Source organism: Parasphingorhabdus sp. (genome assembly GCF_965233695.1).
In the GTDB taxonomy this organism is placed as follows: Bacteria; Pseudomonadota; Alphaproteobacteria; order Sphingomonadales; family Sphingomonadaceae; genus Parasphingorhabdus.
Genome location: NZ_OZ247497.1, coordinates 3,421,983 through 3,442,197 on the forward strand (window position 1 = coordinate 3,421,983; position 20,215 = coordinate 3,442,197).

Consider the following 20,215-nt stretch of genomic DNA (forward strand, 5'->3'; position numbering starts at 1 on the left):
GCCATATGCGCAGCGGGAGTCGGGTGGACGTAGTGTTCGCCAACCCGGTCAGATCCGGAAGGAAGCAGCCGTAACGATTTTTCTGCGGGTCGCCCGGCTCCTACTCACAAAATTTACACAGGCTTTCATGCCTGATCGCTGTTTAGCCTTCGACAAGCTGGCGGGGAGCGCCTAAACTCGTCCCATGTCCGATTCACCCGATATTTTTGCCGCTGGCGGCGTCGAAGCACCCATTGATCCGGTGCCGGTTGCCGCGCAACCTTATCGCGTGCTGGCGCGTAAGTACCGGCCGTCCGGCTTCGCCGAGCTGATCGGGCAGGATGCCATGGTGCAAACGCTGGGCAATGCGATCAAACGCGATCGTCTGGCCCATGCTTTCCTGATGACCGGGGTGCGCGGAGTCGGCAAGACATCGACAGCCCGGTTGATTGCCAAAGCGCTGAATTGCATCGGTGAAGACGGTCAGGGCGGTCCAACCATCGACCCCTGTGGGAAATGCGAACCTTGTCGTTCGATTGCTGAGGGCAGCTTTATCGACGTCATCGAAATGGATGCTGCCAGTCATACTGGTGTGGATGATGTCCGTGAGATTATCGAAGCCGTGCGCTATTCCTCGGTTTCTGCGCGCTACAAGATCTATATTATCGACGAAGTCCACATGTTGTCGAAAAACGCTTTTAATGCGCTGTTGAAGACGCTGGAAGAACCGCCAGCCCATGTAAAATTCATTTTCGCTACCACGGAAGTGAATAAGGTGCCGATTACCGTGCTGTCCCGTTGTCAGCGTTTCGACCTGAAGCGGATCAAGGCTGAGCAATTGTCCGCCCATTTCGCGCATATTGCTGAAAAAGAGGGCGTGCAGGCGGAACAGGAAGCGCTCGACCTCATCGCTCAGGCCGCTGAAGGTTCGGTGCGGGACGGCCTGTCGATCCTCGATCAGGCGATTGCCCATGCTGATATGGAAGGTGGTGGTGAGGTCAAGGCGGGCCAAATCCGTGAAATGCTGGGATTGTCCGATCGCGGTGCGGTCCGTCGGTTGTTTGGATTATTGCTGGAGGCTGACAGCCAGGCGCTGCTTGATGCCATTGACGAGCAATATCGCGTAGGCGTCGAGCCCTTGTCATTGATGAATGGGCTCCTGTCTCTTTGCCACCAGGTTACTTTGTATAAAGTAGGCCGGGCAAACGACCCGACGCTTTCGGACGAGGCCAAAGCATTGCTGGATGGCTGGTCCAATCGACTTTCTTATCCCGTTCTCCATCGGTTATGGCAGTTACTTCTCAAAGGTTATGAAGAAGTGCAGCAGGCGCATATGCCGCGAGAAGCCTGCGATATGGCGCTGCTTAGGGTGCTTTGTGCTGCGGATATGCCCGACCCGGGCGAATTGGCCAAGATGTTGCAGAAAGGTTCAGCGTCCGCTGCTTCAACCGTTCCTCCTGCTATCGAGGCGGCGTCGGTACCTGCAGCCGCACCGGTCCATGAAGCACCGGCGGCACCGGATGTGTCAATTACAGATGAACCCGCACCAATGATCGAGCCAACGACCGTCGGGCAGCCGTCTGTTGAACCGCAAGCATCATCGCCGGTCCCGCCTGAAAATCCGCTGCCTCAGGATTTTGATGAAGTGATCAGGATCATCGGCGGCGTTTCGCCGGTATTGGAAAGCATATTGATAGCTGATATGCGTATTATCAGCTTTTCCGCGCCCGTCATTGAATACCAGCCCGCCCGCCCGATTGCTGAGTCGGACCTGAAAAAGATCACCGATGCCTTGAAAGACGCAACCGGTAAGATTTGGACATTGAAAGAAGGGCAGGGCGAGGCAAAACCGAGTATTTCCGAGCAGGCCGAGCTTGATCGGGATGCCGCGACGCAAGCAATATTGAACACACCGCTCGTCAAGGCCGCATTTGAGGCTTTTCCCGATGCGGAATTACTAGAAAATGATACGGATCGGGCGCAAGCTGAATCCAGGCCTGAATCAAGGAGCTCACAAGCATGAAATCTATGGAAGAAATGATCAAAGCGGCACAGGAGGCGGCTCAAACGGTGCAAACCCAAATGGAGGAAGCGCAGGCCAGGCTCGACAGCATTGAAGTAGAAGGCAAATCCGGTGGCGGATTGGTGTCGGTTAAAGCGACCGCCAAAGGCCGGATTTTAAGCGTCAGCATCGACGACAGCTTGATGAAAGCAGAAGAAAAAGGGATTTTGGAAGATCTTGTAGCGGCTGCTTTCAATGATGCGCGGGACAAAGCCGATGCGGTGAGCAATGAGGAAATGGGTAAAATGACCGGAGGCATGGGCTTGCCGGCAGGATTTAAACTACCCTTTTAGAGGTATTGCAGCTTTCCTTTCAGAATGGCTTTATGGTGGTTGAAGTCATCCTGGCGCGCCCCATATAAGCTAAAAGGCGCTCGTTTTGGCGCCATAGTTTGGAGTATCAATGTCCCAGTCCGAGTCCACACCCGCCGCTAATCCCGAAGCCAAGGCGCTGCCTTTATTGCCGTTGCGCGATATCGTAGTGTTTCCCAATATGATCGTGCCGCTTTTTGTCGGGCGCGACAAATCCGTTGTGGCATTGGAAAAAGCGATGGACGGCGACAAGGAAATTTTTCTGGTCGCACAGTTGGATCCCGCTGAAGATGATCCCGGCCGTGACCAGCTCTATGATCTCGGTGTTGTCGCAACGGTGTTGCAGCTTCTGAAACTACCCGATGGCACCGTACGCGTTCTCGTCGAAGGAAAGCAGCGGGCGAAGCATGTGTCGCTTGATGAACAAGATGAAGGTTTCGTTCTGGCTCATGTCGATTTGATCGAAGAGCAATCGGCAGAAGGTCCGGAGGCAACTGCGCTGATGCGTTCTGTCGTCGAGCAATTTGAAAATTATTCGAAATTAAACAAGAAAATGCCGGCAGAAACCGTGGTGCAGCTTGGCGAGATTGAAGAAGCATCCCGTCTTGCTGATGCGGTTGCCGCCAATATCAACGTTAAAGTCGCGGACAAGCAAAGTCTGTTGATCGAAAGCGATCCGGTCAAGCGCCTCGAAATGGCTTTTGCCTTCATGGAAGGCGAACTTGGCGTGTTGCAGGTTGAAAAGAAAATTCGTGGCCGTGTGAAACGCCAGATGGAGAAAACCCAGCGCGAATATTATCTCAACGAGCAGATGAAAGCGATTCAGCGCGAGCTGGGCGACGGCGAAGACGGCGAGGGCGACGAAATGTCAGCGCTGGGCAAGAAAATCGAAGAGATGAAACTCTCCAAGGAAGCCAAAGCCAAAGCAACTGCAGAGTATAAAAAGCTGAAAGGCATGCAGCCGATGTCAGCCGAGGCAACGGTTGTTCGCAATTATCTGGACGTGCTGCTGGGTCTGCCATGGGGCAAGAAATCCCGGCTAAAGAAAGACATCAAGCAAGCCGAGAAGGTTCTCGATGATGATCATTTCGCTCTGGAAAAAGTGAAAGAGCGGATTGTCGAGTATCTTGCGGTGCAAGCGCGGACGAACAAGCTCAAAGGGCCTATCCTATGTCTCGTTGGCCCTCCGGGTGTTGGTAAAACTTCTCTGGGCCGCTCTATCGCGCGGGCCACGGGACGTGAATTTGTTCGCCAGTCACTCGGCGGCGTGCGTGATGAAGCCGAAATTCGGGGACATCGCCGGACCTATATCGGTTCGCTACCCGGTAAAATTGTATCGAATTTGAAAAAAGCGGGTACTTCCAATCCGCTTTTCTTGCTCGATGAAATCGACAAATTGGGTCAGGATTTCCGCGGTGATCCGGCGTCAGCGCTGCTGGAAGTGCTGGATCCGGAACAGAATGACAAGTTTCAGGACCATTATCTGGAAATCGACATTGATCTGTCGGACGTCATGTTTGTTACAACGGCAAATTCGTTAAATTTGCCGCAACCCTTGCTTGACCGGATGGAGATCATCCGGCTCGAAGGTTATACCGAGGATGAAAAGGTTGAGATTGCAAAGCGTCATCTCATTGAGAAACAGATTGATGCCCATGGGCTGAAAAAGGGCGAGTTTGCTCTGCAAGACGACGCGTTGCGTGATTTGATCCGCTATTATACGCGCGAAGCCGGTGTCCGGACGCTAGAACGGGAAATTGCCAAATTGGCCCGTAAAGCGCTTCGCAGGATTTTGGAAGGCGAGTATAAAAGTATCGAAATTACTCCGGATAACCTGTCTGAATATGCCGGGGTTCGCAAATTCCGCCATGGTGTCGGCGAGGAAGAAAACCAGGTTGGTGCCGTAACCGGCCTTGCCTGGACGGAAGTGGGCGGTGAATTGCTAACGATTGAATCGGTAACCGTGTCGGGCAAAGGCCAGATCAAAACGACTGGTAAGCTTGGCGAAGTAATGACCGAATCCGTTCAGGCAGCCTTGTCGTTCGTCAAAGCGCGAGCACCGTCTTATGGTATCAAGCCGAGCGTATTCAGCAGGAAAGATATCCATATCCACTTGCCGGAAGGCGCGGTGCCCAAAGATGGCCCGTCCGCGGGTGTTGGTATTGTGACAGCAATTGTATCTACATTGACCGGTATCGCGGTGCGCCGCGATGTTGCGATGACGGGCGAAGTTACACTGCGCGGCCGTGTCTTGCCGATTGGCGGATTGAAGGAGAAGCTTCTCGCAGCTTTGCGAGGTGGTATCACAACCGTTTTGATTCCAGCCGAAAATGAGAAGGATCTTGTAGAGATTCCGGAGAATATCACGGCTTCGCTCAAGATTATTCCGGTGAAACATGCCGACGAAGTTCTCGCAGAAGCACTTGCAGAAAAAGTCGAACCGATCGAATGGAGTGATGCGGACGAACTGGCCAGCCATGCGACGGCTCCTGTCGCTGACGATACCGGGTCCTCGGCACGCCATTAGGCGCAGATTGGTGCGAGTCGCCACCGATGGAAGAGGCCACATTTGCGGGCGGTTTCGGTGCATTTTGAGCGGAAAACGCCCGAAACTGTACCAAATTTAACCATTTGACATAAATATTGCATCTTTGAGCCAGAAATTGGCGGTTTTCCTTTGACTCAAGGGGGGCACTTGTTGTTACTGGCTCCAGACAAAGTCGCGATTCAATCAAGAATTGCTTTTAGAGAAGGGGGGATTCCCATTATGAATAAACAGGATCTAATCAGTAGCGTTGCAGATCACAGTGGTCTCAGCAAAAGCGATGCCGGCAAAGCCGTGGACGCAGTTTTCGATTCCATCACAGGTTCGCTGAAGAGCGGAAATGAAGTCCGTCTCGTCGGTTTTGGAACATTTTCTACTTCAAAGCGTAAAGCTTCAACAGGCCGTAACCCACGCACGGGTGAGCCAATGCAGATTCCTGCATCTACACAAGCAAAATTCAAAGCTGGCAAGGGCTTGAAGGACGCCGTTAACAAATAAATAAATTGGGGGAGTGTTTAGGCGCTCCCCCTTTTTTTTCGCGCTTTGTTTGAAAAAATGCAGGCGGGTTCCTTTTTGGGCCCGCCTTTTTCATGGGTTCTGGATATTCAGGGAAATCGCTGTTGGGTGATAGCGCTCCGCTGTTTGCTTTCTGACTGTCTGAATGAGGATGGCGGGAGCTATTATGGTTTTTGAGGGCCGTTACCCTTGCGTCAGGTCACCCTTCGCTTGCGCTCGGGATTTTCGCGGAAAACAATCCGCCGGATTGTTTTTGAATCCGCGAAAATGGTAGACGCTACAGGGTTCGAACCTGTGACCCGCTGATTAAGAGTCAGCTGCTCTACCAACTGAGCTAAGCGTCCTTATTTGGTATCTTTGATATATAGGGCACGCGTCTGGAAGAACAACCGTCTGATGGGCTATCTTGACTTATCCAAATGTTCCGCCCCTGCGGCCTGGATGGCGGTCAATGGCCATCAATATCCCGATGCATATCATGATCGTCATCATGGATGAGCCGCCATGGCTCAGAAAGGGCAGCGGAATGCCGACTACGGGAGCCAGCCCCATTACCATCATCAAATTGATCGCGACGTAGAAAAATATCGTTGTCGAGAGACCGGCGGCCAACAGTTGGGAGAAGCGGGTTTTTGCTTTCATCGCAACGCCAAGGCCCCAGCGGAACAACAGGAAGAAACCAAACAAGACCGCAACTCCGCCCATCAACCCCCACTCTTCTGCCATGGTTGCAAATACGAAGTCAGTGTGGCCCTCGGGTAGGTAATCGAGATGGCTTTGCGTTCCATTCAGAAATCCTTTGCCAAAGATACCGCCTGATCCGATTGCAATTTTGGATTGGCTGATATGATAGCCGGCACCTAGCGGATCATTCTCAGGGTTGAGGAAGGTTGTGACGCGGCGCTGTTGATATTCTTCGAGTCCAAAGAAGAAGGCGAGGGGTGCAATCACTGCAACCGCCGCTGCACCGCCGACAAAAAGGCGCATCGGAAGGCCAGCCAGGAAGGCTACTGTCATCGCGCCAGCCAGAACAGTAATCGTGGTGCCAAGATCGGGCTGGAGCAGGATCAATGCACAAGGAAAGGCAATAAGGACCAGCAGCGGCCATACAGCGCCCCATGTCCGGATTTGTCCTGCTGGCAAAAGGTCATAAAAGCGCGCAACGGCCAGGATGATGGCAGGTTTCATGAGCTCAGATGGCTGAATGCGAATAAAACCGAGATTAAGCCATCGCTGGCTACCGCCGCCTACGGCACCGATCAGTTCTACGCCAAGCAGCATGATCACCACGACGATATAGACAGGGAAGGCAATGGTTTTCCAGAAATTCTCTTTCAGCCGCGAGAAAATAATGGCCATGCAGAGAAAGACGAGAAACCGAAGCATATGGAGGCCAGCCCATGGTGTCAGGCTACCACCAGCCGCTGAATAGAGTACGACGAAGCCAAAGCTCGCCATAACAAGCAGCAATAATATTGTTTTCCAAGGAAGTTGCGCAATCGGCGCAGGAATAAAATCGTTCAACGCCTATTGCCCCACTTCAGCACCAGAACCCTCGCCGGCTGCATCGTTCTGAGGTGGGGCAACGCGTCCTTCGGCTATAGCCTTTTCTAGCTCTATCCGCGCGCGATACGCGGCGAGCTGGCGATCCATGCGTTCGGAGATGGTGCCGCCCCAGCTTTCTTCCATGGCTAGCAGTTTCTCCATCGCCTGTTCGCGATCATAAAGAAACGTCATGACGTCACGCGCTACCGGATAAGCGGAGGACGAGCCGCCGCCATGCTGGATCACGACGGACGCGGCATAGCGCGGGTTTTCAACCGGTGCGAAGCAGACAAACAGACCATGATCTCGGAATTTCCAAGGCACGTCACGCCCGCCACGGCCAAATTTCAGGCTCACGACCTGAGCGGTACCGGTTTTTCCACCCAACTTGATATTCTCGAGCGGCAATTGCGCGCGCCGTGCCGTGCCGACGCCATTTACCACTTCACTCATGGCTTCGCGTACAAAGGACAGATGTTCCGGAGAGATATCCAGCGGCGGTGCTGCAGGCCGGTTCTGTTCGAACAGCAATTTGGGTTCCAGCTTCCTTCCCGAAGCCATGCGGGCGGCCATTACGCAAAGCTGCAAGGGGTTGGACAGGAAAAACCCCTGTCCAATGGCGCTATTCACTGTATCAAAATTGGCCCATTCACGGTCATGGCGTTTTTTGATCCATTGCGTGTCCGGCACTGTACCATAGCTCTGCGAGGCGACAGGCAGATCATATTTCGCGCCCAATCCGAGTTCACGCGCCATGAGGGCGATCGCGTCATAACCAATGCGCAACGCCATTTTGTAGAAATAGGTATCACAGCTTTGGGCGTTGGCCTTCTTCATGTTCACGCTGCCATGGGTGCTGTGGCAATTGAAGAAGCGATTGCCTACCCGCAATCCGCCGGGGCAACTGACGGATTCTTCCGGATCAATACCTCCGCGGAGCAGAGCAAGCGAGACCATCGGTTTGATTGTCGAGCCCGGCGGGAACAGGCCCTTTAGAGATTTGTCGCGCAGCGGCACGTGGTCATCATCACGCAACATGCCATATTCGGTTTGTCCAATCCCGTCGGAAAAGCTGTTGGGATCAAATGATGGCATGGACGTCATGGTCAGTATATCACCGCTCTCGCAATCCATAACGACAACAGCGCCTGATTCAGGACCTAACCGCCGTGCGGCATATTCCTGCAAATCAATGTCGAGCGTCATTTGCAGAGCCTTGCCAGGGGTATCGGGCCGACTCTCCAGCTCCCTGACAATCCTGCCTCGGGCGGTCACTTCCACCCGTTTTGCCCCGGGTTTACCCTGCAAATGATCTTCGAATGTTTTTTCGAGACCATCTTTGCCGATCTTATAACCCGGTGTGACGAGAATAGGATCGGGATTTTCCTTGAAATCTTCGGCAGAAGCAATGCCGACATAACCAACCAAATGGCCAATGGCCGCCCCCGTGGGATAGAAGCGAGAGAAGCCCTGTCGTGGCGAGACGCCAGGTAAATCGGGCAGGCGGACGCTCACGGCAGCAAAGCTTTCCCAATCCAATCCGGTGGCTACCTGAACCGGTTGGAAGCTGCTGGCCTGCTGCAATTCCTTGTTGATACGGTCAACTTCTTCCCGGTTGAGCGACAAGAGTTCAGCAAGTGATGCTACCGTTTTCTCTTTGTCGCGCATTCGATCGGGTATGAGATCGACGCGAAAGTCTGTCTTGTTATTGGCGATGGGCTTACCGTTGCGGTCAATCAGCCAGCCTCGCCTTGGCGGCACCAGCGTTAAGTTGACCCGGTTGCTTTCTGACAAAAGCTGGTATCGTTCGTTCTCGGCCACGGAAATATACGCCATTCGTCCGGCCAGCAGGATTCCAATGCTGGCCTGCAAGCCGCCGATGACGGTGGCCCGGCGGGAAAATGTGAGCGCCTGGACCGCGCCGCTGATCGTTTTGCTGCCCTTGATACTCATAATGCCACGCGCCAATTATCAATGGCGCCGATCAGGCGGGTGACGAAGGGATAAAGCAAGACAGAAAGCAATATTTGCGGCACCAATATTTCCAGCCGCAGTAAATTGCTTTGAAAGTCGATGATCAGCATGCCGCATATTAGCACAAAAATGATAGAAAGGGAGGCAATTAGCCAGTCTTGCCAATAGTCCCTGCCAACCCCTCTGCGGTCGAGCGTCTCCAGCGCAAGAAATACCACCGACCAGAGAAAAGCAGCACTGCCAAAAGGTTGCCCGCTAAACATGTCATCAACCATGCCCAACGGAAATCCTGCCCAAACTGGCCAATAGCCAGGGCGTATCAAACGCCACGAGAGCAGTATCAAGAGCCCCATGGGCGGCAGGATCGGATAATCGGTGATCAAGGGCAAGGCTGTGATCATTGATCCCAATATTACGGTGACAGATGGTATAAATTTGATCCGGAATTGGGAAGGCTGACGATTTATCCGGGAGCGATAGGGTTTCGCCACTATTCGCCGCCTTCTGAATCGGATTCTGCCTCGTCAATCCGCTCCTGCTTGATAGCGGCGACAGTTTCAGCCTGAAACATCGGTTGTACGATGACGTGACTGACTTTTGCAGAATTGGCTAAAATCCGGGCGATTGCGCCAGTATCGGTCTTGCGAATAACCACCGCGACAGGAATGCCGGGGGCATATAGGCCGCCGCTGCCCGATGTAATCAGCAAATCTCCGCCTTTAAACGGATTGGTCCCGAGATTGATTGGCCGGACATCTACCGTGCCATCGCCGCGTCCGGTTGCAAAGGCGGGCAACTCGTCGCTGGCTCTCTTGACGGGTGTTACATTTTGACCGTCGGATACCAGCAATATCCGGGCCGTTGTCGGGCCGGCTTCCAAAACCCGTCCCACAAGGCCTTCTGGAGCCCGGACCGGTTGTCCGATTAAAATGCCATCCGTAGTGCCCAGTCCCAGGGTTGCCATGCGGCGGGAGCTGGAAGATGTCGAACTGATCAGCCGCGCCATGCCGATCGCGTCTGGTACTTCCTTGTCGAGATCAAGCAACCTTTTCAGCCGTTCATTTTCCTGCTTCAGCGCGCGGGCTTCCAAAATCTCGATGCGGTTTTTTCTCAGCTCGCGATCCATTGCCGCATTCTTGGAGGCGGCGTTGAAATAGGCAGAGATATGATCGCCGGCGCTGCCGGTGGCGCCGCCAACTTCAGCAAGTGTTTTGCTAACCGGAGCAGTGGCTTCCGATCCAATGGTGCGAAGAACGGCAAAACCTTGGGGGTCAAGAATGGAGATAAGCAGCAGGAGGAGACCGACGACAGCTCCTAATATGCCCAGTAAATAGCTAGCGAATATACTATATTGCGCCCGCTTGGAAAATCCTGGGCGCCGGTTTGGTGGCGGCGCCATGCTTGCTTATCCTCCCGCTTTCGTCATTCTGGTCAAACCATCCATCAAGCCGTTGTGAGCACGCCTCGGAACATTTCGTCTTCCATGGCCCGGCCTGTCCCAATCGCAACGCAAGCGAGTGGATCTTCGGCAACAGTCACGGGCAATCCGGTTTCATCGCTAAGTGCCTCATCAAGGCCGGAAATCAAGGCGCCGCCGCCGGTCAGGACGATGCCCTGATCGACAATGTCAGCGGCCAGTTCTGGTGCTGTGTTCTCAAGGGCGATCCGCACGCCTTCGATAATCGTACCAATCGGCTCGCTCAATGCTTCGGCAATCTGGCCCTGATTGATTGAAATTTCCTTGGGAACACCGTTGACGAGGTCACGGCCCTTGATGTGGATCGTGTGGCCTACGCCATCCGCCGGGGCCTGGGCGACACCAAAATCTTTCTTGATACGTTCGGCCGTGGTTTCACCGATCAGCAAATTGTGGTGACGACGGACATAAGAGACAATTGCCTCATCCATCTTGTCGCCGCCAGTGCGTACAGATGTCGTATATGCCAGTCCGCGCAGGGACAGGACCGCGACTTCCGTCGTTCCGCCGCCCACATCCACAACCATCGAGCCGATAGGCTCCGTAACCGGCATATCGGCACCAATCGCCGCGGCCATGGGCTCTTCGATCAGGAATACCTGGCTGGCGCCGGCGTTGGAAGCGGCGTCGCGAATGGCGCGGCGCTCGACAGAGGTCGAACCGCTTGGCACACAGATCACGATTTCGGGATAGCTGAACAGCTTGCTCTTGCCGTTCACCTTTTGAATGAAATGTTTGATCATCTGCTCGGCCACATCAATATCGGCAATCACGCCATCGCGCAGGGGCCGAATCGCTTCGATGCTGTCGGGCGTTTTGCCCATCATCATCTTGGCATCGTTCCCGACCGCTTTCACTTTTTTGATGCCGTTGATCGTTTCGATCGCGACAACCGAAGGTTCATTGAGAACGATTCCCTGACCGCGCACATAGACAACCGTGTTGGCTGTTCCCAGATCGATTGCCATGTCCTGAGACCTGAACTTGAACAGATTTCCAAATACCATTTTTTTACCTGTGTTTTCTAATATTTACGGCGCGAGCCGATCCCTAAACCCAAAGCGAAATTTTGGCTGAACGGGGGATGAAGTTAACCATATGCGTCGTCCAGCAAAACACCCCGAAAAACTAAGTCACAATCAAGGGTCGCTTGGCATGATCGCTTGGGCTAGGAATGCTGATATGTCAATAAGAAGACTCCCAAATAGCCTGATCAACCGCATCGCTGCCGGTGAAGTGGTCGAGCGTCCGGCCAGCGCGCTGAAAGAGCTGGTTGAAAATGCGATTGATGCCGGAGCTAGCCAGATCAATATCCGCCTCGAACAGGGCGGTCTCGATCTGATCGAGGTCTCCGACAATGGTTGCGGCATGACCCGTGATGACATCGCCCTGGCGCTCGAACGTCACGCAACGTCCAAACTGCCTGATGAAGCGATTGAAATGGTCGCGACATTGGGCTTTCGTGGCGAAGCGCTCCCGTCAATCGCGAGCGTGGCGCGCTTGACGATAGAGAGTCGCGTAGCGGGTGAAGATGGCTGGACGCGGATCGTCAATCATGGCGAGGTCGAAAATGATGGACCAGCGGCCATTCCGCCCGGCACCAAAGTCCGGGTCGAGCAGCTGTTTGCCAAAGTCCCCGCCAGACGGAAATTTCTGCGTACGCCGCGGAGCGAATATGCCGCATGCGTTGATGTCGTGCGGCGGCTTGCGATGGCGCGGCCTGATATCGGGTTCACACTCACCCATGAAAATCGCAGGGCGATTGCGGTTCAGGGCGGGGAAAGTGGCCCCGACCGGGTTGCGGCCCTTACCAACAAGGAATTGCGGGCCAATAGCGTCGCTGTCGACCTTGTTCGCGAAGACGTCCGGCTGTCTGGCGTGGCAGGCCTGCCAACCTATAATCGCGGGGTTGCCGATCATCAGTTTCTTTTCGTCAATGGCAGGCCGGTTAAAGACCGGTTGTTGGTTGGAGCCGTGCGCGGGGCTTATGCGGAAATGCTGGCGCGGGATCGTCATCCAATTGTGGCCCTGTTTATTGACATGCCGCCGGAGTTTGTGGACGTGAACGTGCATCCGGCCAAAACCGAGGTTCGCTTCCGTGAGCCGGCGATGATCCGCGGCATGATTGTCAGCGGTTTGCGACGCGCCCTGGATGAAGGCGGCTTTCGTGCGGTCCAGCGTCCGGCCGAATCCGCGCTGGCGAATTGGCAGACGGAACCGCAAGCGCCCGATCCGCAGACAAATATTTTTACGGCGCAAGGAGCGTTTGGGGGCAGGGCGACGTTCCAATCCCAACCTTATCCATCCGCGGTGCAGGATAATGTCGGTGCCTTCCATGCGCTCAATCCCGATGAGCTGGCTCCCCTCATGGGTCGCGCCGAAGAGGCGGAGCAACCGGTTCCTGCCGCAGTTAGCCATCCACTCGGTATCGCTCGCGGACAAGTATCCAAAACCTATATCGTTGCCGAAGCGGAGGACGGATTGGTGATTGTCGACCAACATGCCGCTCATGAACGGTTGGTGCTAGAGCGGATGCGCAAGGCCGTGGAGGGCGGTACAGTCGCTTCTCAGGCCTTGCTCATGGCGGAAGTTGTCGAACTGGATGAAAATGCCTGTGACCGACTGGAAGCGCGCATAGCGGAACTGTCGGAATTCGGGTTGGAACTGGAGCGCTTCGGTCCTTCGGCCATGCTGGTGCGGGCCACGCCTGCGATGCTTGGCTCTGGCGATGTAAAAGGCCTCATCACGGATCTGGCGGACGAACTCGGTGCCTATGACGAGGCATTGTCGCTCAAAGAACGGATCGATCATGTCGCCTCGACCATGGCCTGTCATGGATCGGTGCGGGCAGGGCGGGTACTCAACGTTGCAGAAATGAACGCTTTGCTTCGTGAGATGGAGGTGACCCCGCATTCCGGGCAGTGCAATCACGGCCGTCCGACATGGGTGAAATTGGCGCATGGGGACATTGAAAAGCTCTTTGGGAGAAAGTGATGAAACTATTGGCTTTGGTTCTTGCAGCATCGATAGTCGCCGGTTGTTCTCCGGCTCAAAGTGATGAACCGGTTGGACCTCCGGCGGAAGAAGTCTTGCCCGTCGAACCGGACGGCAGCATCGGCGATGGCGTGAGCTGTCCTATGTTAATGCCCATGGTCTATGATGAATTTAGCCAAGCCATAGAAGCCGGTGCAGGCTGTGCCTTTGTTGCCCAAGGCAACACAGACCCCCTATTTGTCGCCACCGCGCCGGATAGCGATAAAATTGCCGGCAAAGGCGCGATCAAGATCAACGATACCATCGTTGTGCTGACCCATAATGGCGTCGGCCTCGCACAAGTAGAAGCCGGCGGCGTGTTCGCAAGCGAAGCGGTTGAAGTGACTATCGCGCATTCTGGAGGCGAACCGAGCAGCGAAAAGGAAGGCACATATTTCTGGCCAGCGACGCTTAAGATCAGTCAGGATGAAGTTGGCTCCAATATGTATGAAGGAACCTATGAGTGCGGTGCGTAGTGGCCTGACTAGTCCCCGCGCACTTGAATGAGTCCGGTGCTTTCCATCGTCATGACTTTCTCGTCATGCTGATTGAGTACGGTGATCTTACCCTTCATGATGCCCATTTCCGGACGACTTTCAGACCGCCGTTTTTCCAGCGTAACATGTTCGCAGCGCAACGTGTCGCCGGGATAGACGGGTTTTAACCAGCGCAGATTATCAACGCCCGGGGAGCCCAGTCCCGCTTGTTTATTGGCGTTCATCTGGTCAACCATCATCCTCATCATCATTGCCGCACTGTGCCAGCCACTGGCGGACAGGCGGCCAAAATGGGTCTTGGCGGCTGCCTCTTCGTCAAGGTGAAATGGTTGCGGATCATATTTGGAGGCGAATTCGATCACCTCGTCCTTGGTCACCTCGTATGACCCGTATTTCTGGACGATGTCGATTTGGATATCTTCGTAATAGAGCATCGATATTCTTTCTTATGAAACCATGTTTCTATGGCAAAGTTTCAGGGTCTTAGCGCCTGTTCAAATGATGAAAGATGGCCATCGCTCTGGTTCGGTTTGACGCCGGTCAAGTGCGCGAGCAGCGAATAGATATCGACATTATCGAAGGTCGCGATCTTTCCATTGCCAACTATATCGGGGCCGCTGGCGAGGAAAAACGCGATCATGTCCGGATGCAGATGATCATAGCCATGGCCACCGCCAATTCCGGTCATCCATTCAGGCTTGTCCTGATAAACAACCCAGCCAGTCGTGGGCAGGCAGATAATGGAAGGGACACGTGGGTTTTTGCCATATTGAAGCCGTGCCGGGATATCTTCTCTTTTCCAGCATTCCATATTGTCATGCGGTTTCAGGAAAGCGGCGTTGATGGCGGTCATATCATCAGCAAGAGGTTCGATTCCTGCATAATTACCATCCACAACCAGACGATATTGATCACGCGGCAGGATAGTGTCGAGATAAATGACCCGATCAGGATGGGTTTCCGCCATGCCGTGATCCGATGTGATGACAAAATTCACCGGTTGCTCCAGAGCAGTAAATTGCTCGACCAGATGTCCGATATTCTTGTCGATGGCGCTGATCGCGGCATGGAGTTTCTCGCCGGGCGCTGGGCCATAAAAATGACCCGCCGTATCCACGGTATCGAAATAGAGTGTGACCAGCTGCGGCCGCGTCGCAGCCGGTCGGCGCATCCAGTCAATCACGGCATTGACGCGGCGGTCGTCGGAAAGGGCCTGTGAAAAGGGCCACCAGTCGCTGGGACGTGTCCCATCGATCTCGACCTCTGATCCTGGCCAGAACATAGTGGCTGTTCTTACGCCTTGTTTCTCGGCGGTTATCCAGATCGGCTCTGCCTGATCCCACCAGAACGGGTCCTTGTTCGCCATCGTGAATTTCTCGCCGGGCCGGGCCACATCTTCCATGCTGTTGCCGACAATGCCGTGGTTATCCGGACGCTTGCCGGTGACCAATGTCCAGTGATTGGGAAAGGTCTTGGTGGGGAAGCTGGATCGCATGTCGGCAACGACACCCGATGTAGCCAGTGCGCTGAGATGAGGTGTTATCCCGCGATCCAGATAATCCGGGCGAAACCCATCGATCGATACCAATATAGTAACCGGCTCGCGAGCGTCCTGAGCGGGCAGGGCGCTATCGCTAGCAACCATGGCGGTCTGCGAAACCGCACATCCCGCCAACAAAGCACAAGCCGCAATAGCTTGTAATATCATACGAATCATCACTTTCCCCTTAGACTGAAGACAGTCTAACGGGCTTTTATGACAAGTCAGACATTGAATTTGAAATTCATGATATCGCCGTCTTGAGCGACATAGTCTTTGCCCTCTTGACGTAGTTTACCGGCATCGCGCGCCGCGCTCTCGCCACCCAGCGACACATAGTCATCAAAGGCAATGGTCTCCGCGCGAATAAACCCGCGTTCGAAATCGGTGTGGATTTCCCCCGCCGCCTGTGGTGCCTTGGCGCCTTTATGCACCGTCCAGGCGCGGGCTTCCTTGGGGCCTGCGGTGAAGAAGGTTTGCAGGTTGAGCAATTGATAGCCGGCGCGAATGACGCGCGCGAGGCCGGATTCTTCCAGACCCAGTTCGGCAAGATATTCGGTGCGCTCGTCTGCCTCCATGCCGACCAGCTCGGATTCGATGGCAGCAGAAACGATCACGGCTTCAGCACCTTCGGCTTTGGCTTTTTCAAAAACAGTGGCGCTCATCGCGTTGCCCGTGGCGGCATCACCTTCGTTGACGTTGCAGACATATAATACGGGTTTTGCGGTAATGAGCTGTGATTGATCGAAAATGCGCTGCTCTTCATCATCCTTGGGTTCGGTAAGGCGTGCTGGCTTGCCCTCGCGGAGCAATTCCAGGGTCTGTCCCAGCACGCTAGCGGCGATCTTCGCTTCCTTGTCGCCGCTGGTCGCCTTTTTCTCGAAAGCCGGAACGCGTTTTTCCAGGCTTTCCAGGTCGGAGAGCAACAATTCGGTTTCGACGACCTCTGCATCGGAAAGCGGATCGATTTTGTTGGATACATGCTGGATATCGTCATCTTCAAAACAGCGCAGAACATGCACAATCGCATCGACTTCACGGATATTGCCAAGGAACTGGTTGCCCAAGCCTTCACCCTTTGATGCGCCTTTTACAAGGCCGGCGATATCCACAAAGGCAAGCTGCGTTTCGATAATCTTCGCGCTACCGGCTATTTTTGCAATTTGCTGTAACCGTGGATCGGGGACGGCGACCTGACCGACATTGGGTTCGATCGTGCAAAACGGGTAATTGGCCGCCTGCGCCGCCTGCGTTTCGGTGAGCGCGTTGAACAACGTTGATTTTCCGACGTTGGGCAGGCCAACGATACCGCATTTGAAACCCATTTAAGTCACTCCGTGGAATTAAGCGTGCTCGATAGCGGGCCTCCTTTGCGATTACCAGTGGCAACGTGCAATCCGGATTGCTTTCATTCTCAAATCCGTGCAGGTTAATAAGAATTAACGATAATGTAACGGGGAGAATGAATATGAAAGCACGGCTTTTAGGGGCGCTTGCAGGCGGATTGATTCTGGCGACGGCGGTGCCAGCGCACGCGGAGCGAGATACCGCGCGATATACATCCCTGACGATCTTCGGTGATAGCCTGGTCGATGCGGGCAATATTTTTACAGCAACGGGAGGCGCTATTCCTGCTGCGGCAGATGGCTATTTCAACGGTCGGTTCACCAACGGGTATGATTATACCGATCTACTGAGCATTGAATTGTTCGGTGCGCCGACATTGGCATCGTTGCAGGGTGGAACCAATTTCGCCTTTGGCGGTGCCCGTGCTTCAAATACCAATCCAATCGTCCCCGATCTCGGTGAGCAACTCGGCCAATATGCCGGTTATCTGTCGGTACCAGGTAACGAGGTTGACCGGAACGGGCTCTACATTCTCAATTTTGGCGGCAATGATATTTTCAACGCGCCTGATGACCCGGGCGATGCCGACCTGTTTATTCGGCAGGCAGCTCAAGACTATGCGGCGGGTGTTCAAGCATTGAATGACATTGGCGTACGCAATTTTCTGCTAACCGGTTTTCCCATCGCCAGTCCTCTCGGTTTTGCAGGCGAAGCCTATCTGACGCAGGAATTGGGAGCGCTTAGTCTAGCCAGTGACGTATCTTTCTTCCGCTATGACTATCTCAATTTTTTCAATCGGCTAATCACCGACCCGGCCGCGCTTGGATTGCCAGAGCAAAGACTGGATATTACCTGCCAATTGGCCGGTCCTGATGCGATTGCCAATGGCTGTGAGGGTATATTCTCATTCGACGGTGTTCATTTTTCAGCGCCGATTCATGAAGCTCTGGCCCGCGATATGGACAGCCAGTTTAATCTGCTGGGTTCCGTGCCGGAGCCAACCACCTGGGCAATGATGATATTCGGATTCTTCATGACGGGTGCCGCGATCAGGCGGCGTCAACGGATCCGCGTCAGTTACAGCTAATCAGGGCAGATGCACCAGTATCAGTCGTCCTGCAGCCGCAGGGCGACGTCGCTGATAAACCGCGCATCATCACCTTTGGCGAGCCAGTCGGCTTCCGATGCTATCGCACCCAGCATTCCCGCCAGCGGTTCAATCTCCGCTTTGCTGTAATTGCCAAGAACATGGCCATGGACGCGCGATTTGTGACCGGGGTGGCCAATACCGATGCGCACGCGCCGGAAATCCGGGCCGATATGGGCAACCAGTGACTTGATGCCGTTATGGCCGGCGGTGCCGCCACCGCGCTTCACCTTGATCTTGAAGGGCTCAAGATCCAGCTCGTCGTAAAAGACGGTTACGTCCTCTGGCTCGAGCTTGTAGAAATCCATCGCTGCACGAACGCTGCGGCCACTTTCATTCATGAAGGTGGCGGGCTTGAGCAACAGCAGTTTTTCCGAGCCCAATCGCCCCTCTATGGCCCATCCCTGAAACCTCTGTTTGGGGGCAGGAAAACCATGCACTTCTTCCAATGCGTCGATCACCATGAAACCCACATTATGGCGGTGAAGCGCATATTGTGAGCCCGGATTACCAAGGCCGACCCATAGTTGCATGCGTGAATTCCCTTAAGCGCAGTTACAAAAAAACCGCTCATACGACGCCAGGCGCAGCATGAACGGTTTTTTGTTACAGTTATTTAGGTGTGAAGGTCTAGTCCTCGGAACCGCCTTCTTCTTCGCCTTCGCCCTCAGCTGCTTCGCCTTCAGCGCCTTCTTCACCCTCTTCGCCATCAGCATCTTCAGCTTCATCGTCAGAAGATTTGAGCGCGGATGGAGCGGTGACACCGGCAATGGTGAAGTCGCGATCTGTGATCGAGCTTTCGGAACCATCTGGCAAGGTCACGTCGGAAATGTGAACGGAATCGCCAATTTCCAGACCGGTCACATCGATTTCGATCTGATCAGGGATCTTGTCAGCATCACACATCAGGTCCAGTTCAAAGCGAACAACGTTCAACACGCCGCCACGTTTCAGACCAGGTGATTCTTCTTCGTTCACGAATACTACAGGAATATTGACCTGTACCTTCGCGCCTTTGGCGAGACGGAAAAAGTCAACATGCAGAGCGCGGTCAGTTACCGGATCAAAAGCAACATCTTTTGGCAGGGTACGGGTTGTTTCACCGTTCACGTCTACCATGACCAGAGAGTTCATGAAGTGGCCGGTGCCGAGCAGCTTGTTCAGCGCACGCTCTTCCACATGAATTGTTACAGGTTCTTTTTTATCGCCATAAATAACGGCGGGTATGCGGCCTTCGCGACGTAGTGCACGGGAGGCTCCCTTGCCAGCCCGTTCGCGAGGCTCGGCTGATAGTGTCAGCTGATCACTCATAATGTTGCTCCAAAAATATAGTTTTTACGATATTTCCGCCACGCCTCCAGGGTGCTCATGGTCGGAAAGAGGGCGCTATAAGCAGGCAAAGGCGGAAAAGCAAGGCAAATTGCAGCGGTTTGCCGCTATCGGAAAAAGCCGATTTGATTGCTGGTGGCGAGCAGGGTTCCATTGCCTGACCAAAGTTCCACACGGGAATCGCTCTTGCTGTTTCTGACGACAGCACCAGTAACACGCATGATCATATAATCGGATCCTGCAGCCGCAATATCCTCCGCGCTGGCATAGATATAGGTGGACATGGCTACGGTCGATCCCGGATGAAACTCGTCACTCAGAAAAAACGTCCGCGGCATGGGGACGTCGCAAATGGAAATAATGCTGATCCGGTCGATCGGCCTGCCATCTTCTTCCTTGATCCAGACGATCGTTTCGGGTGTGTCGTTAACCTGAAAAGGTACGCCTTTGGCGATATACTGGTCATAGGTTCTGATCCATTCCGGCGCCTGACCTGGAACTGGTTCGAGCCGGGGATAGTCTTCGGGCGGAGAGATTTCAGGCATTGCGATCTGATAGTTTAGATCGACCGGCCGCCTGTTGCTGGTGACAATATCGCCGACAATAGCGAGATTTTCTGCCTGGTAGAGTTCGACCCGCCAGAATTGTGTCGACGCACCTGATTTAAGCAGCTTTGATTCAACGCGCACCTCGCCCGGCCCGATACCTGCAATATAGGTGGCTTGCAGGGAAACAATGGGACTGGTGCGATCAGGGTGGTTCTCGACGGCTCTTGCCATGATTGCTGCTACCCAGCCACCAAATGCCGCACCGGTTGGATTGCGATAAACGTCACTGGCTTCGATAGTATATTGCCCGTTGCCGCACTGGATTAGCGCGGTTTCGCGATCAAACAGAAATGTCATGAAAGTGC

The 20,215-nt window shown here is 54.2% G+C and carries 18 protein-coding genes, 1 tRNA gene and 1 other RNA gene; 8 read left to right on the forward strand and 12 right to left on the reverse strand.

Going from position 1 to position 20,215, the window contains the following annotated elements:
- The first annotated feature begins 12 nt into the window (after positions 1-12).
- From ffs to ACO6S1_RS16360, 5 genes are all read left to right on the forward strand, one after another.
- Positions 13-107, forward strand: an RNA gene (gene ffs, locus ACO6S1_RS16340) — signal recognition particle sRNA small type.
- Positions 108-184: 77 nt separating this feature from the next.
- A complete protein-coding gene (locus ACO6S1_RS16345) occupies positions 185-2,002 on the forward strand; it encodes a DNA polymerase III subunit gamma/tau (protein WP_422343624.1) in 1,818 nt (605 codons plus the stop codon).
- Positions 1,999-2,334, forward strand: a complete 336-nt coding sequence (locus tag ACO6S1_RS16350; RefSeq protein WP_422343625.1) for a YbaB/EbfC family nucleoid-associated protein — start codon at positions 1,999-2,001, stop codon at positions 2,332-2,334. Before ACO6S1_RS16345 ends, ACO6S1_RS16350 begins: the two co-directional genes overlap by 4 nt.
- A 109-nt stretch (positions 2,335-2,443) precedes the next feature.
- A complete protein-coding gene (gene lon / locus ACO6S1_RS16355) occupies positions 2,444-4,879 on the forward strand; it encodes an endopeptidase La (protein ID WP_422343626.1) in 2,436 nt (811 codons plus the stop codon).
- A gap of 240 nt (positions 4,880-5,119) precedes the next feature.
- Positions 5,120-5,395 carry an HU family DNA-binding protein gene (locus tag ACO6S1_RS16360; protein WP_074205352.1) on the forward strand — a complete coding sequence of 92 codons (276 nt, stop codon included), beginning with the start codon at positions 5,120-5,122 and terminating at the stop codon, positions 5,393-5,395.
- Positions 5,396-5,681: 286 nt separating this feature from the next.
- Here ACO6S1_RS16360 and ACO6S1_RS16365 read toward each other — a convergent pair.
- The 6 genes from ACO6S1_RS16365 to ACO6S1_RS16390 all read right to left on the reverse strand — a co-directional run bounded on the left by ACO6S1_RS16365 (position 5,682) and on the right by ACO6S1_RS16390 (position 11,416).
- Positions 5,682-5,757 (reverse strand) — tRNA-Lys (locus ACO6S1_RS16365).
- A gap of 67 nt (positions 5,758-5,824) precedes the next feature.
- Entirely contained in the window at positions 5,825-6,937 is a 1,113-nt protein-coding gene (rodA, locus tag ACO6S1_RS16370; RefSeq protein ID WP_422343627.1) for a rod shape-determining protein RodA, read from the reverse strand.
- 3 nt (positions 6,938-6,940) lie between these two features.
- Positions 6,941-8,911, reverse strand: coding sequence for a penicillin-binding protein 2 (mrdA, locus tag ACO6S1_RS16375; RefSeq protein ID WP_422343628.1), 1,971 nt, complete (start codon positions 8,909-8,911; stop codon positions 6,941-6,943).
- A complete protein-coding gene (mreD, locus tag ACO6S1_RS16380; protein ID WP_422343629.1) occupies positions 8,908-9,423 on the reverse strand; it encodes a rod shape-determining protein MreD in 516 nt (171 codons plus the stop codon). The genes mrdA and mreD overlap by 4 nt, the downstream gene beginning before the upstream one ends.
- Entirely contained in the window at positions 9,423-10,331 is a 909-nt protein-coding gene (mreC, locus tag ACO6S1_RS16385) for a rod shape-determining protein MreC (protein WP_422343630.1), read from the reverse strand. Before mreC ends, mreD begins: the two co-directional genes overlap by 1 nt.
- A gap of 44 nt (positions 10,332-10,375) precedes the next feature.
- Positions 10,376-11,416 carry a rod shape-determining protein gene (locus tag ACO6S1_RS16390; RefSeq protein WP_422343631.1) on the reverse strand — a complete coding sequence of 347 codons (1,041 nt, stop codon included), beginning with the start codon at positions 11,414-11,416 and terminating at the stop codon, positions 10,376-10,378.
- 175 nt (positions 11,417-11,591) lie between these two features.
- Between ACO6S1_RS16390 and mutL the strand changes: the two genes are divergently transcribed.
- Both mutL and ACO6S1_RS16400 read left to right on the forward strand, forming a co-directional pair.
- A complete protein-coding gene (mutL, locus tag ACO6S1_RS16395; RefSeq protein WP_422343632.1) occupies positions 11,592-13,403 on the forward strand; it encodes a DNA mismatch repair endonuclease MutL in 1,812 nt (603 codons plus the stop codon).
- Positions 13,403-13,918 (forward strand): hypothetical protein, encoded by a 516-nt coding sequence (locus tag ACO6S1_RS16400; RefSeq protein ID WP_422343633.1) that lies wholly within the window; start codon positions 13,403-13,405, stop codon positions 13,916-13,918. The genes mutL and ACO6S1_RS16400 overlap by 1 nt, the downstream gene beginning before the upstream one ends.
- A gap of 8 nt (positions 13,919-13,926) precedes the next feature.
- Here ACO6S1_RS16400 and ACO6S1_RS16405 read toward each other — a convergent pair whose 3' ends face one another.
- From ACO6S1_RS16405 to ychF, 3 genes are read right to left on the reverse strand one after another with little or no spacing between them, the layout of a single operon-like run.
- A complete protein-coding gene (locus ACO6S1_RS16405) occupies positions 13,927-14,373 on the reverse strand; it encodes a MaoC family dehydratase (RefSeq protein ID WP_422343634.1) in 447 nt (148 codons plus the stop codon).
- 41 nt (positions 14,374-14,414) lie between these two features.
- Positions 14,415-15,656 (reverse strand): ectonucleotide pyrophosphatase/phosphodiesterase, encoded by a 1,242-nt coding sequence (locus ACO6S1_RS16410; RefSeq protein WP_422343635.1) that lies wholly within the window; start codon positions 15,654-15,656, stop codon positions 14,415-14,417.
- Between the two features lie 47 nt (positions 15,657-15,703).
- Positions 15,704-16,804, reverse strand: coding sequence for a redox-regulated ATPase YchF (gene ychF, locus ACO6S1_RS16415; protein WP_422343636.1), 1,101 nt, complete (start codon positions 16,802-16,804; stop codon positions 15,704-15,706).
- A gap of 143 nt (positions 16,805-16,947) precedes the next feature.
- On the opposite strand from ychF, the gene ACO6S1_RS16420 reads away from it, so the two are divergent.
- Positions 16,948-17,913 carry an SGNH/GDSL hydrolase family protein gene (locus ACO6S1_RS16420; protein WP_422343637.1) on the forward strand — a complete coding sequence of 322 codons (966 nt, stop codon included), beginning with the start codon at positions 16,948-16,950 and terminating at the stop codon, positions 17,911-17,913.
- 20 nt (positions 17,914-17,933) lie between these two features.
- On the opposite strand, the gene pth is transcribed toward ACO6S1_RS16420, so the two are convergent.
- The 3 genes from pth to ACO6S1_RS16435 form a co-directional block, all read right to left on the reverse strand.
- Positions 17,934-18,506 carry an aminoacyl-tRNA hydrolase gene (pth, locus tag ACO6S1_RS16425; protein WP_422343638.1) on the reverse strand — a complete coding sequence of 191 codons (573 nt, stop codon included), beginning with the start codon at positions 18,504-18,506 and terminating at the stop codon, positions 17,934-17,936.
- Between the two features lie 97 nt (positions 18,507-18,603).
- Positions 18,604-19,284, reverse strand: a complete 681-nt coding sequence (locus tag ACO6S1_RS16430; protein ID WP_422343639.1) for a 50S ribosomal protein L25/general stress protein Ctc — start codon at positions 19,282-19,284, stop codon at positions 18,604-18,606.
- Between the two features lie 125 nt (positions 19,285-19,409).
- Positions 19,410-20,207, reverse strand: a complete 798-nt coding sequence (locus ACO6S1_RS16435; protein ID WP_422343640.1) for a thioesterase family protein — start codon at positions 20,205-20,207, stop codon at positions 19,410-19,412.
- Positions 20,208-20,215: the final 8 nt, after the last annotated feature.

Bases quoted from the DNA above. Each gene is read 5' to 3' on its own strand.
- ACO6S1_RS16345 (WP_422343624.1), top strand. From the start codon at position 185: ATGTCCGATTCACCCGATATTTTTGCCGCTGGCGGCGTCGAAGCACCC.
- ACO6S1_RS16350 (WP_422343625.1), top strand. From the start codon at position 1,999: ATGAAATCTATGGAAGAAATGATCAAAGCGGCACAGGAGGCGGCTCAA.
- lon (WP_422343626.1), top strand. From the start codon at position 2,444: ATGTCCCAGTCCGAGTCCACACCCGCCGCTAATCCCGAAGCCAAGGCG.
- ACO6S1_RS16360 (WP_074205352.1), top strand. From the start codon at position 5,120: ATGAATAAACAGGATCTAATCAGTAGCGTTGCAGATCACAGTGGTCTC.
- mrdA (WP_422343628.1), bottom strand. From the start codon at position 8,911: ATGAGTATCAAGGGCAGCAAAACGATCAGCGGCGCGGTCCAGGCGCTC.
- mreC (WP_422343630.1), bottom strand. From the start codon at position 10,331: ATGGCGCCGCCACCAAACCGGCGCCCAGGATTTTCCAAGCGGGCGCAA.
- ACO6S1_RS16390 (WP_422343631.1), bottom strand. From the start codon at position 11,416: ATGGTATTTGGAAATCTGTTCAAGTTCAGGTCTCAGGACATGGCAATC.
- mutL (WP_422343632.1), top strand. From the start codon at position 11,592: ATGTCAATAAGAAGACTCCCAAATAGCCTGATCAACCGCATCGCTGCC.
- ACO6S1_RS16400 (WP_422343633.1), top strand. From the start codon at position 13,403: ATGAAACTATTGGCTTTGGTTCTTGCAGCATCGATAGTCGCCGGTTGT.
- ACO6S1_RS16405 (WP_422343634.1), bottom strand. From the start codon at position 14,373: ATGCTCTATTACGAAGATATCCAAATCGACATCGTCCAGAAATACGGG.
- ACO6S1_RS16410 (WP_422343635.1), bottom strand. From the start codon at position 15,656: ATGATTCGTATGATATTACAAGCTATTGCGGCTTGTGCTTTGTTGGCG.
- ychF (WP_422343636.1), bottom strand. From the start codon at position 16,804: ATGGGTTTCAAATGCGGTATCGTTGGCCTGCCCAACGTCGGAAAATCA.
- ACO6S1_RS16420 (WP_422343637.1), top strand. From the start codon at position 16,948: ATGAAAGCACGGCTTTTAGGGGCGCTTGCAGGCGGATTGATTCTGGCG.
- pth (WP_422343638.1), bottom strand. From the start codon at position 18,506: ATGCAACTATGGGTCGGCCTTGGTAATCCGGGCTCACAATATGCGCTT.
- ACO6S1_RS16430 (WP_422343639.1), bottom strand. From the start codon at position 19,284: ATGAGTGATCAGCTGACACTATCAGCCGAGCCTCGCGAACGGGCTGGC.
- ACO6S1_RS16435 (WP_422343640.1), bottom strand. From the start codon at position 20,207: ATGACATTTCTGTTTGATCGCGAAACCGCGCTAATCCAGTGCGGCAAC.